This window comes from Eikenella sp. NML03-A-027, from assembly GCF_001648395.1.
Classification (GTDB): Bacteria; Pseudomonadota; Gammaproteobacteria; order Burkholderiales; family Neisseriaceae; genus Eikenella; species Eikenella exigua.
In genome coordinates this window covers 35,979-52,829 of sequence record NZ_LXSM01000008.1, presented here as the reverse complement: position 1 = coordinate 52,829, position 16,851 = coordinate 35,979, and the positions used below count along the sequence as shown (strand labels likewise).

The following is a 16,851-nucleotide window of genomic DNA, read 5'->3' as shown; positions in this document are numbered from 1 at the left end:
CCGTAGAATTTCAGGTAGCCTTCTCAAAGCAAAAAGGCTACCTGAAAAATAACAAGCAAAGCATATTCTGCCGCCCAATCCGTTGCCAGCCAAAGGCTACCTGAAACCCAAATCATGACCCGCAAAAAAACCGACGCCTTCACCCGCCTCACCCAAGCCCTCGAAGTTTTGCCCAACGTCGGCCCCAAATCCGCCCGCCGCATGGCTTACGAACTGTTGCGCCACAAGCGCGAAGGCACCGCCGAGCTGGCCGCCGCCCTGCAGCATGCGCTCACCGCCGTGCAGCATTGCCGCCTGTGCAACACCTTCTGCGAAGGCGAGCTCTGCGCCATCTGCGCCGACCCCGCGCGCGACGGCCGCCGCCTGATGATTGTGCACCTGCCCGCCGACGTGGCCGGCATGGAAGCCGCCCATTGCCACGATGGCCTCTATTTCGTGCTCATGGGGCAAATCAGCCCCGCGCAGGGCATGGATTTGCAGCACATCGCGCTCGACAAACTCGTTGCCCGCCTGCAAGAGAGCGAAGTGGAAGAAGTGATCATCGCCACCGCCTTCACCCCAGAAGGCAATGCCACCGCCTATGTGCTGGCCGAGCTTTTTAAAAATCTGCCCTACCGCGTCAGCCGACTGGCGCAGGGCATGCCGCTGGGCAGCGAGCTGGAATACATCGACGCCGGCACACTGGCGCAATCCGTGTATGAACGGCGGCTGGTGAAAGAGCAGGGCGGAAAGGGCGAATAGCCAGTGGGCAGGAAAGGAAAAGAGGCTACCTGAAAGGTTCAGGTAGCCTTTTCCGCACACCGACAAGCCGTATTTTATTCTTTATCAAAACCACTTCCGCCCGAAGCTGCTAAAATCCCTCATGCCGCACAGTTTGCGGCGATCAGCATAAAGGAGGCATCTCATGGATCTAACCCAATTGGCCGAACAAACCCGCGCCCTTGCGCTCGATATCCTGCACCAATCCGCCATCGGCGAAGGGCAGATTTTCGTGCTTGGCCTGTCCACCAGCGAAGTGGTCGGCGGCCGTATCGGCAAGAATTCCAATCAGGAAGTGGGCGAAGTGATCGTGAAAACCCTGCTCGACATCCTGAACGAACGCAAAATCTACCTCGCCGTGCAAGGCTGTGAGCACATCAACCGCGCCTTGGCCGTGGAGCGGGAGCTGGCCGAAAAATACGGGCTGGAAATTGTGAACGTATTGCCCGGCCTGCACGCAGGCGGCAGTGCGCAGCTGGCCGCCTTCAAATATATGCGCGACCCGGTGGAAGTGGAATTCATCACCGCCCACGCCGGGCTCGACATCGGCGATACTTCCATCGGCATGCACATCAAACACGTGCAAATCCCCTTGCGCCCGCAACAGCGCGAATTGGGCTCCGCCCACGTCTGCGCCCTGGCCAGCCGTCCGCGCCTGATCGGCGGCGAACGCGCCGGACACTACAAAGACAGCATCCGCCGCGTGTGAAGCCAACTGGCAGGACAAAGGTTACCTGAAAGCGTGAACCGCAACGCAGTTCAAATCACGGCGCACTTTTCAGGTAGCCTTCAAGCAGCGGGATAGATGTTTACAATATCTTGTTTTTTGTTACAATCAGATCATCGGCAATACCCTTATTCCCCTTTCCAAACAGGAGCGGCAAGATGAAGCAAACCATGATGAACACGGCAGCGGGCGTATTGGCGGCAGTGCTATTGGGCAGTGCGGGCTTGGCATATGCCAACCCCTATCCGGTTGGCTCGCAGCAATGGCACAACTTTAATGGCATCATGCAGTCAGAAGCAGATCGGATACAACGCGAGCGCAATGCCACACGGCAACAGCCGATCAACCGCGGCCCCACCGCCGCCGAAATACGCGCCTGGGAGCAGCGCGAGGCAAAGGTGCAAGCCGAAATCGCGGAACTGCGCCGCACGCCGTTTTATGGAGTGGTTGTGTTTGATTTTTCTGCCAGCAAGTTGGTATGGGTAGCCGGTTTTAAGAGTGAGCAAGTGGCACGGCAAAGGGCAATGCGCCGGTGCTCGACATCCAATTGCCGAGTGGTGGCGGTATTCAACAACACCTGCGCGGTGCTGACCACGCCAGACAGCGGAGTGAAGGCACCGTCTGATTTATTCTTCGGCTACGACACAGACGACAAACTCGCGGCAGAAAAATCCATGCAGCAATGCGAGCGGGCAAACGGGCGGGGTAATTGTGGATATTCCTCCGTGGAAACGAAACATGGCACGGCATTCTGTACGGGCTACGATTACAGTGCGTACGGGCAGTAGATAAAATCCCCGGTTGGAGGCTGAAAAGGCTACCTGAAATATTTTCAGGTAGCCTTTCCTCTTGCCGGCCCGCCAATACTGCTACAATGCCCGCCTTCCGAAACCACCTGCCAAAGGCTACCTGAAATGTCTGCCGACCGTTATGCCGTGTTTGAAAACCTAAACACTCCCGAAACCAGTGCTTTCGCTGCCGCCGAACATGCGCAAACGCAGGCCTGGCTGGAGAGCTGGCCGGATTACGAGCCGATGCGCCGCGATATTTTGGCGGTGTTGCAAGACGAGCAGCAGATTCCGTTTTGCCAGGAGCACCGCGCGCGGATGTATCATTTTTATCAGAGCGAGGAGTTCCCGAAGGGCGTGTACCGCGTGTGCAGCGCGGCTTCGTACCGTGCCGGGCTGCCGGAATGGGAGGTGTTGTTTTCGGTGGCGGATTTTGATGAGGTGTTGGGCGCGGATGTGTATTTAGACGGTGTGTCGCACTATGTGGAGCAGCCGAACCGGGTGTTGCTCTCGCTCAGCCCGGGCGGCGGCGATGCGGCGTTTACGCTGGAATTTGATTTGGAAACGCGCCAAGTGGTGCCCAACGGTTTCCACTTTCCGGCGAGCAAAAACCATATTGCCTGGCGTGATGAAGACAGCGTGTGGGTGTGCCCGGCTTGGGACGAGCGCCAGCTCACGGCTTCGGGCTATCCGCGCGAGGCGTGGCTGTTGCGGCGCGGGCAGAGCTTTGAGGAGGCGCAGCCACTACTGCAAACGGCTGCGGAATCGGTGTGGGTGCACGCTTGGCGTTATCTGGATGCGCAGGGTGCACCGCTGGATTTGCTGGAAGAAAGCACGGGTTTTTTCAGCCGCCGTTATTTTCAGGTAGCCTCGGATGGGGCGCTGCTGCCTTTGGGGCTACCTGAAACTTGCGAAATCTGCGGCTATTTGGGCGGCTGGCTGCTGGTGTTGCTCAAGCACGATTGGCAGCGGGCCAACCAAAGCTACGCGGCGGGCAGCCTGGTGGCGGTGAAGCTGAACAAGGGCGTGCTGGGGCAGGCGCAATGTCTGTTTGCACCGCAGGCGGGACAATCGGTGGAGGGAGTGGAAACCACGCGCCATTTTGTGGCCGCTACTTTGTTGGATAATGTTTCAGGTAGCCTCAAGGCTTGGCGTTTGCAGCAGGGGCAGTGGCAGCCGGCCGAAGTGCCCGAGCTGCCGCTGGAAGGGGCGGGCGTGCTGGAGTTTGCCGACCAGCCTTGGGGCGGCGATGTGCTGTATATCGCTGCCAGCAGCTTCCTTTCGCCGCTCACGCTCTATACGCTGGATTTGCAGCGGCAGGAGTGGTGCGTGATGCGCCGCCAGCCGGCGCAGTTTGATCCGGAGGGGTTGGGCGTGCAGCAGTTGCACGCTGTGTCGGCCGACGGCGAGCGCATTCCGTATTATCACGTGGGCAACGGCGAGCCGAACGCGCCCGCGCTGGTGTATGCCTACGGCGGCTTCGGTGTGCCGGAACTGCCGCATTATTTGGGCATCATCGGCCGGCATTGGCTCGCGCGGGGCGGTGCGTTTGTGTTGGCCAACATCCGGGGCGGCGGCGAATTCGGCCCGGCTTGGCACGCTGCCGCCCAAGGTGCGGCACGCAAACATAAAAGCGCGGAAGATTTGGTGGCCGTGGCGCAGGATTTGGCCGCGCGCGGTTTGTCTGCGCCCGAACGCATCGTGTTGCAGGGCGGCAGCAATGGCGGGCTGGTGTGCGCCGCTGCTTATTGTGCCGCGCCGCAGAGCATCGGCGGCATGGTGTGCGAAGTGCCGCTCACCGATATGTTGCACTATCCCCACCTCTTGGCCGGCGCTTCGTGGCAGGAAGAATACGGCAATCCCGATGCCGAGCCGGATAGAGGCTACCTGAAAAAACTTTCGCCCTACCATAATCTGCGCGACAGCCAAACCTACCCGCCCGCCCTCATCACCACCAATCTGAGTGACGACCGCGTGCACCCCGCCCATGCGCTCAAATTCCACGCCCGCCTGCGCGAAATCGGCGTGAACAGCCGCCTCTACGCCCCCGAAGCCGGCGGTCATGCGGGCAATGCCTCGCAGGAAGAGGTGGCCGCCGAGCTGGCTGCCGTGCTGGTGTTTTTGCGGCAAACAGTGGGCAAATAGCGGCATGGCTGCAGCGGATAGCGGGTTGGCGAATGCCGCAGCAGTTGCCGAAATTTCACTATAAAGGCAGATGCCTGCTATTGCCTGTTTATATCGGCTTTTTGGCGCAGTTTGCAAAGGCCGTGCGCTATGCTAATATGCGCACCGTTGTTTTCAGGTAGCCTTGAATCTTGCAGGGCACGGATAGCAAAACGCATATAAATCCGTTACAATGCCGCTTTTAGAGAACTACCTTTAAATTTTTCCCCGTTTATTTAAGGACAAGGACCCCGCAATGGAAAATATCGAACAACGTGTGAAGAAAATCGTTGCCGAACAATTGGGTAAGAGCGAAAGCGAAGTGAAAAACGAATCTTCTTTCAGCGAAGATTTGGGCGCCGACTCTCTGGACGTGGTTGAGCTGGTAATGGCTTTGGAAGAAGCTTTCGGCTGCGACATCCCCGATGAAGAAGCTGAAAAAATCACTACCGTTCAACAAGCCATTGACTTTGTTACTTCCCGCTCCAACTAATCGGCAGCAGGTTTAACAGCAGAATATCAGCCTCTGCCCCGGCGCATTTCCCGCCAAGGGCAGGGGTTTTTGTTATTGCGGCCGCTTTCGGGCAGGCCGAAGGATAGATAAACAATCATGAGTCAGAGAAGAGTGGTGGTAACCGGGCTGGGGCAGATTTCCCCGGTGGGCAACAACGTGGCCGATGCCTGGCAAAACCTGTTGGCCGGCGTGAGCGGCATTGGCCGGATTACCCGTTTTGACGCGGGCGAACTGAGCGCCCAAATTGCCGGCGAAGTGAAAGATTTTCAAATCGGCGATTACATCGGCGCCAAAGAAGCGCGCCGCATGGATGCCTTCATCCACTACGGCATTGCCGCTGCCTTGCAAGCCGTGGCCGACGCCGGGCTGGACGACTACGCCGCCTTGGATAAAACCCGCGTGGGTGTGAACATCGGTTCCGGCATTGGCGGCCTGCCTTCCATTGAAGAAACCGGCATTGTGGTGCACGAAAACGGCCCGCGCCGCATCAACCCCTTCTTTATTCCCGGCTCGTTGATCAACCTGATTGCCGGCCACGTCACCATCCTTAAAGGCTACCAAGGCCCCAGCTACGGCATTGTGTCTGCCTGTACCACCGGTGCGCACTGCATCGGCGATGCCGCCCGCATGATTCAATACGGCGATGCCGACGTGATGGTGGCCGGCGGTGCCGAAGGCGCGGTGTGTATGCTCGGCGTAGGCGGTTTTGCCGCCATGAAGGCGTTGTCTACCCGCAATGACGACCCCGCCACTGCTTCCCGCCCGTGGGATAAAGACCGCGACGGCTTCGTGATGGGCGAAGGTGCCGGCGTGCTGGTGTTGGAAGAATACGAACACGCCAAAAAACGCGGCGCGAAAATCTACGCCGAACTGGCCGGTTTCGGCATGAGCTCCGATGCGCACCACATTACCGCCCCCAATGCCGAAGGCCCAGCCTTGGCCGTGGCACGTGCCCTGAAAGATGCCGGTCTCAACCCAAGCGACATCGATTATGTGAACGCGCACGGCACGTCTACCCCGCTGGGCGATGCCAACGAAACCACTGCGCTGAAACTTGCTTTCGGCGAACACGCCAAAAAACTGGTAGTCAATTCCACCAAATCCATGACCGGCCACCTGCTCGGCGGTGCCGGCGGTGTGGAAGCCGTGTACTCTGTGTTGGCGCTGTACCATCAAAAATCACCGCCCACCATCAATATCTTCGAGCAAGACATTGAAGGCGGCTGCGATTTGGATTACTGCGCCAACGAAGCCCGCGATCTGCCCATCCGTGCAGCCATTTCCAACTCATTCGGCTTCGGCGGCACCAACGGCACGCTTGCGTTCAAACGCTTTAACGGCTGATTAAGCACCGGTATTTAGAGTATAAAAGGCTACCTGAAAACGCAACGAAGCGGAGTTTCTGCAAAGCTAAAACCCGTTTGCCGTTTTTCAGGTAGCCTTTATAGCAAATTAACATGCCGTCGATATTAGGCAGCGAGCCATGGGCAGTGCAGATAGCACGGCAAAGCGAGCAACACAGTGGCGAAAGTTGAGTTAATTTGCTCTATCACCAGCAATCAACACAGGAGTACACCATGCAAATCTGCATCATCGGAGCCGGTGCTTGGGGTACGGCATTGGCTATCCACTTTGCCCAAAACGGCCAGCAAGTTTGCTTGTGGACACGCGAAACCGAACATGCCGCCGCCATGCGTGCCGAGCGCATCAACTCAGGCTACCTGAAAGATTTTCCCTTCCCCGAAGCGCTCAGCATTGCCGACACACCACCGCCCAAGCCCGAGCTCGTCATCATCGCCACGCCCACCGCCGGCTTGCGCGGCAGCCTGCAAACCATGTGGCAATGGGGCTGGGGCGATATTCCCGTGCTCACCGCCTGCAAAGGTTTCGAGCAAGGCAGCGGCTTGCTGCCGCACCAAGTGGTGCGCGAAGAGCTGCCAGATAACCCGCGTATCGGTATTTTGTCTGGCCCCAGTTTTGCCCAAGAATTGGCGCAACAGCTGCCTTGCGCCGTTACCCTCGCTTCCGACAACACTGCTTGGATTGAATCACTCGCCTCTACACTCAGTTCTGCCGTGCTGCGCCTGTATGCCAACGACGATATGGTGGGCGTGGGGGTGGGCGGTGCAGTGAAAAACGTGATGGCCATCGCGGTGGGCATCGCCGACGGCCTGCAATACGGCCTCAACGCCCGCGCTGCCCTGATGACGCGTGGCTTGGCCGAAATCAACCGCCTGGCGCTGGCTTTGGGTGCAAAGCAAACCACCCTGATGGGTTTGGCCGGCATGGGCGACCTGATCCTCACCTGCACCGGCTCGCTCTCGCGTAACCGACAAGTTGGCCTCAAACTGGCTGAGGGCAAACTGTTGCCTGTGATTTTGTCTGAACTCGGGCATGTGGCCGAAGGGGTGTACACCATCCGTGAAGCCGGCGCACAGGCGGCCAAACTTGGCATTGAAATGCCCATCACGCGCATCCTGAACGAGCTTTTAGACGGCCGTGTTGATGTGAATGATGTGGCCGAGCGGCTGATGTTGCGCGAAATCCGCAGCGAATAATCACCGCCGAACCTATCTTGCCATCGTAATGCGAGCGGATTTTAAAGAAGGTATTTAATTATAAATTTTCCCGGCGCTTGTTCCGTATGGCGCAAGTTTCAGTATAATGCGGCCAGGTTGCTGATTCTGGCAGCCAGAGATTTAGCAAGAGACAGATTCATGAATAATCAACTTGAACATTTGCAAAATTCCATCGAAACGCTGGTGAGCCGTTATCAGGCTGCTGTGCGTGAAAAGCAGGCGCTGAGCAAGAAAATCAGCGAGATGGATACAGCATGGCAGAAACAGCGCCATGACCATCGCGCTACCATGGATGGCTTGCAATTGGCCTACAGCGAAAGAATGTCGCGCCTGGAGCACGAGCTCTCCAGCCAGATTGAAGCTTTGCAGCAAGAAAACGCCGTTTACCGCAAGCTATTGGAACAAAGTGCTGCTGATATCCGCGCCTTGCTACAACGCTTGCCTGTGCCCGCCGCCAAGGAGCAGGTTGTATGAGTATCGAACAAGTCAATGTAGATATCTTAGGCCGCCAGTTCAACATCGGCACGCCCAACAGCGAGAAAGAAACCCTGCTGCAGGCGGTGCATATGCTGAACCAGAAAATTGGCGTGATCCAATCTTCTGGCCGGATTGTGGAAACCGACAAGATCGTGATTATGGCTGCGCTGAACCTCACCCACGACCTGCTCAAAATGAGCGCGAAAGACGGTTTGGCAATTGGCGAAATTGAGCGTAGAATAAGCACCATGATAGAAAGTTGCGATAAAGCGCTTGATTTGGAAAAGTAAACCGATTGTTCTTCTTTAATAACCCTGCGGTGTTCGTGAAGGCATACTATTCCTTTGAACCAATAATTTCGCTTCAGGCTGCAGATTGAGTGGTGGGAGCGCGCGTTCCTCGTGGACGTACCCGAAACTGCCGGAAGTGGCCAACCTTGATTCAAGGTTCAAGCGAATCGAGCCAAAGCGGCATTCGCGGGGTTACCCATACTAAAAGCCGGTATCGTGGATGCCGGCTTTTGCGTTGGCTGCAAGATTTTCAGGTAGCCTCCATTCCGGTTGAGGCTACCTGAAAAGTTTAATTCCGACCGAAGCACTCAACCAATATGTTAAAATGACCGCTTATTCCCATAGTTAAACACACACCAACCACCATGGCACTCCTACAAATCGCCGAGCCCGGCCTCTCTGCCGCCCCGCACCAACACCGCCTAGCCGTCGGTATCGACTTGGGCACTACCAACAGCTTGGTTGCTACCGTGAAAAGCGGCCATGCTGGTTGCCTGCCCGATGAAGAAGGCCGTTTCCTACTGCCTTCGGTGGTGCGCTATGGTGCTGATGGGCAAATCATCACCGGCCGGGCTGCCCTGCAAAGCCAAACTGCCGACCCGGCCAACACCGTCAGCTCCGCCAAACGACTGATCGGCCGTAAATTAGAAGATATTGATACCAGCCATCTGCCCTATCGTTTCGGCCAATCCAACCAACTTATCGACCTGCACACCCGCCAAGGCGCGAAAACCCCGATCGACGTATCTGCCGACATCCTGCGGGCACTCAAAACCCGTGCCGAACAGAGTCTTGGTGGTGAGTTGGTAGGTGCTGTCATTACCGTGCCCGCCTATTTTGACGATGCCCAGCGCCAAGCCACCAAAGATGCTGCCCGCCTGGCCGGGCTGAACGTGTTGCGCCTGCTCAACGAGCCCACCGCAGCCGCCATTGCCTATGGGCTGGATAATGCCGCCGAAGGCACCTTTGTGGTGTACGACCTCGGCGGTGGTACCTTCGACGTATCCATTTTGCAGCTCTCCAAAGGCCTGTTTGAAGTGAAGGCCACCGGCGGCAATTCCGCGCTTGGTGGTGACGATTTCGACCACCGCATGTTGTGCCATCTGATTGAAGTGAATCGTCTTTCCATCACCAACGCCCAAGATAGCCGCTTGCTGCTCAGCCTGGTGCGTCGTGCCAAAGAAGAGCTTAGCAGGCTACCTGAGAGCCGTATTCAAGCCGTGCTAAGCGATGGTACATCGATCGATACCATCTTCACCCGCACCCAATTCCATGCCCTCACCCAGCACCTCGTGGCACAAACCCTTGTGCCGGTGAAGCAGGCGTTGAAAGACGCCGGCATCAGCAAGGGTGATATCGGCGGCGTGATTATGGTGGGTGGTGCCACCCGTATGCTGCATGTGCAACAGGCCGTGGCCAACTTCTTCGGTCAAACCCCGCTCACCAATCTAGATCCCGACCAAGTGGTCGCACTCGGCGCCGCCATGCAGGCCGACGTGCTGGCCGGCAACAAGCGCGACAACGACTGGCTGCTGCTCGACGTTACCCCCCTCTCGCTCGGCCTCGAAACCTACGGTGGGCTGGCCGAAAAAATCATCCTGCGCAACAGCACCCTGCCCATCGCCCGCGCCCAAGAATTCACCACCTTCAAAGACGGCCAAACCGCCATGACCATCCATGTGGTGCAGGGTGAGCGCGAACTGGTGGCTGATTGCCGCAGCCTCGCCAAATTCACCCTGCGCGGCATTCCGCCGATGGTGGCCGGTGCTGCCCGCATCCGCGTAACTTTCCAAATCGATGCCGACGGCCTGCTTTCCGTGTCTGCTCGCGAGCAAACCACCGGTGTGCAGGCGCAAATCGAAGTAAAACCTTCCTACGGCCTCGACGACGAAACCATCACCCGTATGCTGGCCGACAGCATCAGCCATGCCGGCGGCGATGCCGCTGCTCGTGCCCGTGCCGAGGCCGTAGTGGAAGCCGAAAGCCTGATTGATGCAGTGGAAGTCGCGTTGGAGCTGGACGGTGACCTGCTCGATGAGGGCAGCCTTGCCGCCATTCGCGCTCAAATCGCCACCTTGCAAAGCCTGCTCTCCGAGGCCGAAGCCAACCCCATCCGCAACGCCACCGCCGCCCTTGTCGCCGGTACTGACGACTTCGCTGCCAAACGCATGGACCGCAATATCCAGCGCGCTCTCACCGGTCAGCGGGTGGAAGATATGGCGTGAATAGGGATGATTTTGATAGAGGCTACCTGAAAACGAGGTTTCCGAAGGAAGCCGAGTTTCTGCGAAGAGGATCGAGGCTTTCGCAGGAAGTTGAGTTTCTACAAAGCTAAAAATTTCAGGTAGCCTTTTGTGTGTGGAGCTGGTGGGGTAGGGCGGTGTTGTCATGCCGTTGCTTGGTTTTATCCGCCCCTGCAAATTTTCAGGTAGCCTTCACGGAGAGAAGGCTACTTGAAACCCATCCCGTCGCTTGCCGCAGCAGACGGGATTTGTTATCATCTGCGGCGCATTAAGAGTTGGGAATCCATGCCAACCTGCCTGCCGCAAACGGCGCGTAAGGTGGACGGCCGAGAGGCCGATGTGGCTCGTCTGAATCAGGCCGGGCAATATCTCTTCCCGCCTGGTGCGGGATTTTTTATTGCCCGTTGAGCCCTCCTTGCTAGGCTGCAAGGTTTATCTATTATCCGAAAGACATATCATGAGCGAATACCTCTTCACCTCCGAATCTGTTTCCGAAGGCCATCCCGACAAAGTGGCCGATCAAGTATCCGATGCCATTCTCGATGCTGTCCTCGCCCAAGATCCTAAAGCCCGCGTGGCTGCCGAAACGCTGGTGAACACCGGCCTGTGCGTGCTGGCCGGGGAAATCACCACCACCGCGCACGTGGACTACATCAAAGTCGCCCGCGAAACCATTGCCAAAATCGGCTACAACGCCTCCGAGCTCGGCTTTGACGCCAATGGCTGCGCGGTGGGCGTGTATTACGACCAGCAATCGCCCGACATCGCCCAAGGCGTGAACGAAGGCGAAGGTATCGACCTGAACCAAGGCGCGGGCGACCAAGGCCTGATGTTCGGCTATGCCTGCGACGAAACTCCCACCCTGATGCCCTTTGCCATCTACTACAGCCACCGCCTGATGCAGCGCCAGAGCGAACTGCGCAAAAGCAGCCAGCTGCCTTGGCTGCGCCCCGATGCCAAAGCGCAAATTACCGCCGTGTACGACAGCGAAACCGGCAAAGTAAAACGCATCGATACCGTGGTGCTTTCCACCCAGCACGATCCGTCTATCGGCCATGAAGAACTGAGCAAAGCCGTGATTGAGCACATCATCAAACCCGTGCTGCCGCCCGAAATGCTCACTGCCGACACCAAGTACCTCATCAACCCCACCGGCCGCTTCGTGATCGGCGGGCCGCAGGGCGATTGCGGGCTTACCGGCCGCAAAATCATTGTCGATACCTACGGCGGCGCAGCCCCGCACGGCGGCGGCGCGTTCTCCGGCAAAGACCCGAGCAAAGTAGACCGCTCCGCTGCCTATGCTTGCCGTTATGTGGCGAAAAACATCGTGGCCGCCGGTTTGGCGACCCAGTGCCAGATTCAGGTTTCCTACGCCATCGGCATCGCCGAGCCCACTTCCATCGCCATCGACACCTTCGGCACGGGCAAAATCAGCGAAGACAAACTCATCGCCATCGTGCGCGAGCACTTCGATCTGCGTCCGAAAGGCATTGTGCAGATGCTCGACCTCCTGCGCCCGATTTACAGTAAATCCGCCGCCTACGGCCACTTCGGCCGCGAAGAGCCCGAGTTTACTTGGGAACGCACCGATAAGGCTGCGGCTTTGAAAGCGACAGCAGGTTTGTAATCCCGTTTGTCAAACAGATTAGAGGCTACCTGAAAACGAGTAAAGCCAGTTTTCAGGTAGCCTCTTTAATTTGCGGGCAGAATGGCTAAAAAACCTTCCTGCCTACTATTTATCCGGTTTCCTTTCCCGAAACTCTAAGAACGCATCAAACTTCGCAAACTCTGGCACTTGGATAAGATTCTCCACCCGTATCATCAATCTATCCCCTTTGCGGACAAATCCGGAGTAAACGGAGAAAATGAAATCGCCGTTTTCCTCTTTGGAGAAATCAGCCACAACTGTGTCTTTCCCATAAAGCAAGCTGGGATTTCCCGCCGTTTGCACCTCATACTTCACCACAAAAGGCACATGTCTGGCCTGATAAAACAAGTTGTCTATCTCTTCTTTTGAAAGATGTGTTCCGGTTTTCGGCTTCAATCTTACCGTAAGCGCAAACAAGCCACGATGCGGAATCGGTACATCGTTTATCGTCTGTTGATAGCCTTCCTGCTGCGTACTGAAAGGCACAGAAACCAGCGGCGTGGTATCCACTTCTCTATTCATATCGCTGATATAGTCACCAACAACCGGGATAATTGCCACAGTAGCAGCCATACCGATTAGTGCAAACACTATCAATACCGCCAGCGCTATCTTCTTCCAGCGTTTCTGCCCCATTTTCATTCCTCTAAAATTACTGTCCAAAAGAATTTTCAGGTAGCCTCATGCATTCCAGGCTACCTGAAAAATTGTCCGCCTTCCGTTTGTGGGTTGTCAACAGAAGCCATAGTCCGGGCATGGATGTTTGGCACAATATGTTCCAGAAGAAGTCGGGCATTAATGCCCGACCTATGTACCCAAAAATTTTCAGGTAGCCTCACAAAAGGCTACCTGAAAATCTTTAAACCACTGCCAATTCTTGCTGCAGGCGGGCAATAAACTCTTCTATCTGCATGCTGCCCAAATCCTCGCCTTTACGGCGCACGGCGACTTGGCCGTTTTCCATTTCCTTGTCGCCCACCACGATTTGATAGGGGTAGCGGTATTGGCTGTTGTCGCGGATTTTGTAGCCGATTTTTTCGTTGCGCAAATCCGCTTCGGCGCGGAAGCCGGCGGCTTTGAGTTTGTTGACCACTTCCAGGCAGTAATCAGCCTGTTTTTCGGTGATGTTCATCACCACCATCTGCACGGGCGCGAGCCACAGCGGGAAGGAGCCGGCGTGTTCTTCAATCAGGATGCCGATGAAGCGTTCCAGCGAGCCCAAAATGGCGCGGTGCAGCATCACGGGACGGGCGCGGCCGTTGTCTTCGGTGACGTATTCGGCATCCAGGCGCTCGGGCAGCACGAAGTCAAGCTGGATGGTGCCGCACTGCCAGGAGCGGCCGAGTGCGTCTTTGATGTGGTATTCCACTTTCGGGCCGTAGAAGGCGCCTTCGCCAGGCAGCTCTTCCCATTGCACACCGCAGGCGGTGAGCGCGCCGCGCAGGCCTTGTTCGGCCTTATCCCAAGTTTCGTCCGAACCGGCGCGTTGTTCGGGGCGCAGCGAGAGTTTGATGCTGACGTGCTCGAAGCCGAATTGTTTGTAAATTTTCATCACCAGCTGGTTGAAAGCGCGGGTTTCTTCGGCGATTTGGTCTTCGGTACAGAAGATGTGAGCATCGTCTTGCACGAAGCCGCGCACGCGCATCAGGCCGTGCAGTGCGCCGGAAGGTTCGTTGCGGTGGCAGGAGCCGAATTCGGCCAGTCGCATGGGCAGGTCGCGGTAGGAACGCAGGCCGTGGTTGAAGATTTGCACGTGGCCGGGGCAATTCATCGGTTTTACGGCGTAGTCGCGTTTTTCGGAGGAGGTGGTGAACATATTGTCTTTGTAGTTCGCCCAGTGGCCGGATTTTTCCCAGAAGGTTTTGTCGAGGATTTGCGGGGTTTTGACTTCGCGGTAGCCGGCGGCATCGAGCTCGCGGCGCATGTGCTGCTCGATGGTTTGCCACAGCGTCCAGCCGCGCGGATGCCAAAATACCATGCCGGGGGCTTCGTCTTGCAGGTGGAAGAGGTCGAGCTGTTTGCCGAGGCGGCGGTGGTCGCGTTTTTCGGCTTCTTCAATGCGCGTGATGTAGGCTTTGAGCTCGTCTTTGGTGGCCCAGGCTGTGCCGTAGATGCGCTGCAGCATTTCGTTGTTGCTGTCGCCGCGCCAATAGGCGCCGGCCAGCTTGGTGAGCTTGAAGTTCTTTAAAAAGCGGGTGTTGGGCACGTGCGGGCCGCGGCACATATCCACGTATTCTTGGTGGTGGTACATGCCCATGGCTTCCACTTCGGGCATATCTTCAATCAGGCGCAGTTTGTATTCTTCGCCGCGCTCTTGGAAAATTTTGATGGTTTCGGCGCGCGGGGTCATGATCTTGATCACATCGTAATCTTGACTGATCAGCTCTTTCATCCGTGCTTCGATGGCGGCTACGTCTTCGGGCGTGAAAGGTTTTTCCGTGGCGATGTCGTAGTAGAAGCCTTCTTCAATCACCGGGCCGATTACCATTTTGGCATTGGGATAGAGCTGTTTCACGGCATGGCCGACCAAGTGCGCGCAGGAGTGGCGGATGATTTCCACGCCTTCCGGATCTTTCGGCGTGATGATTTGCACGGCGGCATCTTCGGTAATCGGGTCGCACGCATCGCGCAACACGCCGTTCACTTTGCCGGCCACGGTGGCTTTGGCCAGTCCGGAGCCGATGGAAGCGGCGATTTGGGCAACGGTTACGGGGGCTTCGTATTGGCGTATGGAGCCGTCGGGCAGGGTGATGTTGATTTGGGACATGATGGTTTGTCTTTCTTTGAAATGGATAAACGGATGAAGGGTTTGGGTTTCAGGTAGCCTTTATCGTTGCATTAGGCGAAACCGAAAAAGTAAAACAGCAGGAACAGGCCGGCAAATGCTATGGCGGCCAATGCGGCCAGTGTGAGCAATAGCGCAAGCGCGGGAGGTAAACGGCGCATATGGCGGGTTCCTTGCAGCGGTTTGGTCGGAGTTTCAGGTAGCCTTAACAGCAATCCAAAAGGCTACCTGAAACAATGTTTCTAAAGGAAGCTAGGTTTCTGCAAAGTTAAAACTAGTAGCGGGCGGCCAAACAAAAAAGAACAACTGAAGTTCCCCAGAAACCCCTGCTGTTCCCACGAATTCTGGTAGGCACGATTGGATTCGAACCAACGACCCCCACCATGTCAAGGTGATGCTCTAACCAACTGAGCTACGTGCCTGTTTAAGGGGCAGCATTATACTGTTTTCCTACCCCCCGCGCAAAGAAAGTGCAGGGCCGGCAGCGGTTTGCGATATTGCTGAAGTAATCATTTTTTTTCTGCTAAGCTGCGGGCGGCAGACAGTATGGACAATACGGCAAGGCGGTTAATGCAGTAGGAAGAAAGAAGTGCTTTAGCTATAATCGCCGGATTATTTATAACGTGTTATTCCCCATGCTCAAATTTACCCTGCATAAAAAAGACGGCCACGCCCGCCGCGCCACCATCGAACTCAACCACGGCAGCATCGAAACCCCCGTATTCATGCCCGTCGGCACCTACGGCTCGGTCAAAGCCATGACCCCGCAAAACCTGCACGACATCAACGCCCAAATCATCCTCGGCAACACCTATCATTTATGGCTGCGCCCCGGCCTCGAAGTCATCGAACAATTCGGCGGCCTGCACGACTTTATCGGCTGGAACAAACCGATTTTGACCGACTCCGGCGGTTTCCAAGTGTTTTCGCTATCCGACATGCGCAAACTTACCGAAGAAGGCTGCACCTTCAAAAGCCCGATTAACGGCGACAAACTCTTCCTCTCGCCTGAAATCTCGATGAAAATCCAAACCGTGCTCAACTCCGACATCGCCATGCAGCTCGACGAATGCACGCCTGGCGAAGCCACGCGCGAACAGGCCGAAAAATCGCTGCAAATGAGCCTGCGCTGGGCGGAACGCAGCAAAAAAGCCTTTGAAGATTTGAACAACCCCAACGCCCTGTTCGGCATCGTGCAAGGCGCGATGTATGAAGACTTGCGCGAGCAATCCCTGCGCGGGCTGGAACAGCTAAACTTCCCCGGGCTGGCTATCGGCGGCTTATCGGTGGGCGAACCCAAACCCGAAATGTACCGAATGCTGCGTGCTGTCGGCCTCATGCTACCAGAACACAAACCGCATTACCTGATGGGCGTCGGTACACCAGAAGACCTCGTTTACGGCGTGGCGAATGGTGTGGATATGTTCGACTGTGTGATGCCCACTCGCAACGCCCGCAACGGCTGGCTGTTTACCCGTTTCGGCGACATCAAAATCAAAAACGCCAAGTACAAACACGATACCCACCCGCTCGACGAATCATGCACCTGCTACGCTTGTACGCATTTCAGCCGCGCCTACCTGCACCACTTGCACCGTGCCGGCGAGATTTTGGGTGCGCAGTTGAACACTATCCATAACCTGCATTTCTACCAAACCATAATGGCCGAAATGCGCGAAGCCATCGAACAGGGCAAATTTGCCGACTGGCAGGAGCAATTCCACGAGAATCGGGGGAGAGGGGTAGATTGAGTTGTAGAAAAGGTTGCCTGAAAAACAACCTGAGTTAATTTGGAATGATGAACCAAGCATCAAAAATTTATCGGATTTTTTAAGTTTTAAATGGCAAGTAATGGTTTGGCAAACTTTTTGATAGAAC

General features: G+C 56.4%; 15 protein-coding genes, 1 tRNA gene and 1 other RNA gene. 14 read left to right on the top strand and 3 right to left on the bottom strand.

Annotated features, from left to right (window positions below; genetic code table 11):
* The first annotated feature begins 114 nt into the window (after positions 1-114).
* The 13 genes from recR to metK all read left to right on the top strand — a co-directional run bounded on the left by recR (position 115) and on the right by metK (position 12,167).
* Positions 115-741: a recombination mediator RecR gene (gene recR, locus A7P96_RS04220; RefSeq protein ID WP_067524992.1), complete on the top strand. Its 627-nt coding sequence runs from the start codon at positions 115-117 to the stop codon at positions 739-741.
* Between the two features lie 163 nt (positions 742-904).
* Positions 905-1,468: a TIGR01440 family protein gene (locus A7P96_RS04215; protein WP_067524991.1), complete on the top strand. Its 564-nt coding sequence runs from the start codon at positions 905-907 to the stop codon at positions 1,466-1,468.
* A 176-nt stretch (positions 1,469-1,644) separates the two neighbouring features.
* The gene (locus tag A7P96_RS04210; RefSeq protein WP_067524989.1) at positions 1,645-2,274 is read left to right on the top strand and encodes a DUF4189 domain-containing protein; all 630 of its coding nucleotides are present in this window, start codon (positions 1,645-1,647) and stop codon (positions 2,272-2,274) included.
* 126 nt (positions 2,275-2,400) lie between these two features.
* On the top strand, positions 2,401-4,419 hold the full coding sequence (locus tag A7P96_RS04205; protein WP_067524987.1) for a prolyl oligopeptidase family protein: 2,019 nt from the start codon (positions 2,401-2,403) through the stop codon (positions 4,417-4,419).
* Between the two features lie 274 nt (positions 4,420-4,693).
* On the top strand, positions 4,694-4,930 hold the full coding sequence (gene acpP, locus A7P96_RS04200; RefSeq protein WP_003824915.1) for an acyl carrier protein: 237 nt from the start codon (positions 4,694-4,696) through the stop codon (positions 4,928-4,930).
* 117 nt (positions 4,931-5,047) lie between these two features.
* Complete coding sequence (gene fabF / locus A7P96_RS04195) at positions 5,048-6,295, top strand: beta-ketoacyl-ACP synthase II (RefSeq protein WP_003824919.1); 1,248 nt, start codon at positions 5,048-5,050, stop codon at positions 6,293-6,295.
* Between the two features lie 233 nt (positions 6,296-6,528).
* A complete protein-coding gene (locus tag A7P96_RS04190) occupies positions 6,529-7,509 on the top strand; it encodes an NAD(P)H-dependent glycerol-3-phosphate dehydrogenase (protein WP_067524986.1) in 981 nt (326 codons plus the stop codon).
* Positions 7,510-7,626: 117 nt separating this feature from the next.
* A complete protein-coding gene (locus A7P96_RS04185; protein ID WP_156496265.1) occupies positions 7,627-8,004 on the top strand; it encodes a hypothetical protein in 378 nt (125 codons plus the stop codon).
* Positions 8,001-8,297 (top strand): cell division protein ZapA, encoded by a 297-nt coding sequence (locus tag A7P96_RS04180; protein WP_064105706.1) that lies wholly within the window; start codon positions 8,001-8,003, stop codon positions 8,295-8,297. Before A7P96_RS04185 ends, A7P96_RS04180 begins: the two co-directional genes overlap by 4 nt.
* A gap of 18 nt (positions 8,298-8,315) precedes the next feature.
* Positions 8,316-8,494: non-coding RNA, 6S RNA (gene ssrS / locus A7P96_RS04175), on the top strand.
* Positions 8,495-8,662: 168 nt separating this feature from the next.
* Entirely contained in the window at positions 8,663-10,522 is a 1,860-nt protein-coding gene (gene hscA, locus A7P96_RS04170; protein WP_067524982.1) for a Fe-S protein assembly chaperone HscA, read from the top strand.
* Between the two features lie 228 nt (positions 10,523-10,750).
* On the top strand, positions 10,751-10,948 hold the full coding sequence (locus A7P96_RS10675; RefSeq protein ID WP_156496264.1) for a hypothetical protein: 198 nt from the start codon (positions 10,751-10,753) through the stop codon (positions 10,946-10,948).
* 49 nt (positions 10,949-10,997) lie between these two features.
* Positions 10,998-12,167 carry a methionine adenosyltransferase gene (metK, locus tag A7P96_RS04165; RefSeq protein WP_067524980.1) on the top strand — a complete coding sequence of 390 codons (1,170 nt, stop codon included), beginning with the start codon at positions 10,998-11,000 and terminating at the stop codon, positions 12,165-12,167.
* Between the two features lie 105 nt (positions 12,168-12,272).
* Here metK and A7P96_RS04160 read toward each other — a convergent pair whose 3' ends face one another.
* The 3 genes from A7P96_RS04160 to A7P96_RS04150 form a co-directional block, all read right to left on the bottom strand.
* Entirely contained in the window at positions 12,273-12,824 is a 552-nt protein-coding gene (locus A7P96_RS04160; RefSeq protein WP_067524978.1) for a DUF4179 domain-containing protein, read from the bottom strand.
* Between the two features lie 223 nt (positions 12,825-13,047).
* Entirely contained in the window at positions 13,048-14,955 is a 1,908-nt protein-coding gene (gene thrS / locus A7P96_RS04155) for a threonine--tRNA ligase (protein WP_067524976.1), read from the bottom strand.
* Between the two features lie 363 nt (positions 14,956-15,318).
* Positions 15,319-15,395 (bottom strand) — tRNA-Val (locus tag A7P96_RS04150).
* Between the two features lie 213 nt (positions 15,396-15,608).
* Between A7P96_RS04150 and tgt the strand changes: the two genes are divergently transcribed.
* Entirely contained in the window at positions 15,609-16,724 is a 1,116-nt protein-coding gene (tgt, locus tag A7P96_RS04145) for a tRNA guanosine(34) transglycosylase Tgt (protein WP_067524975.1), read from the top strand.
* Positions 16,725-16,851: the final 127 nt, after the last annotated feature.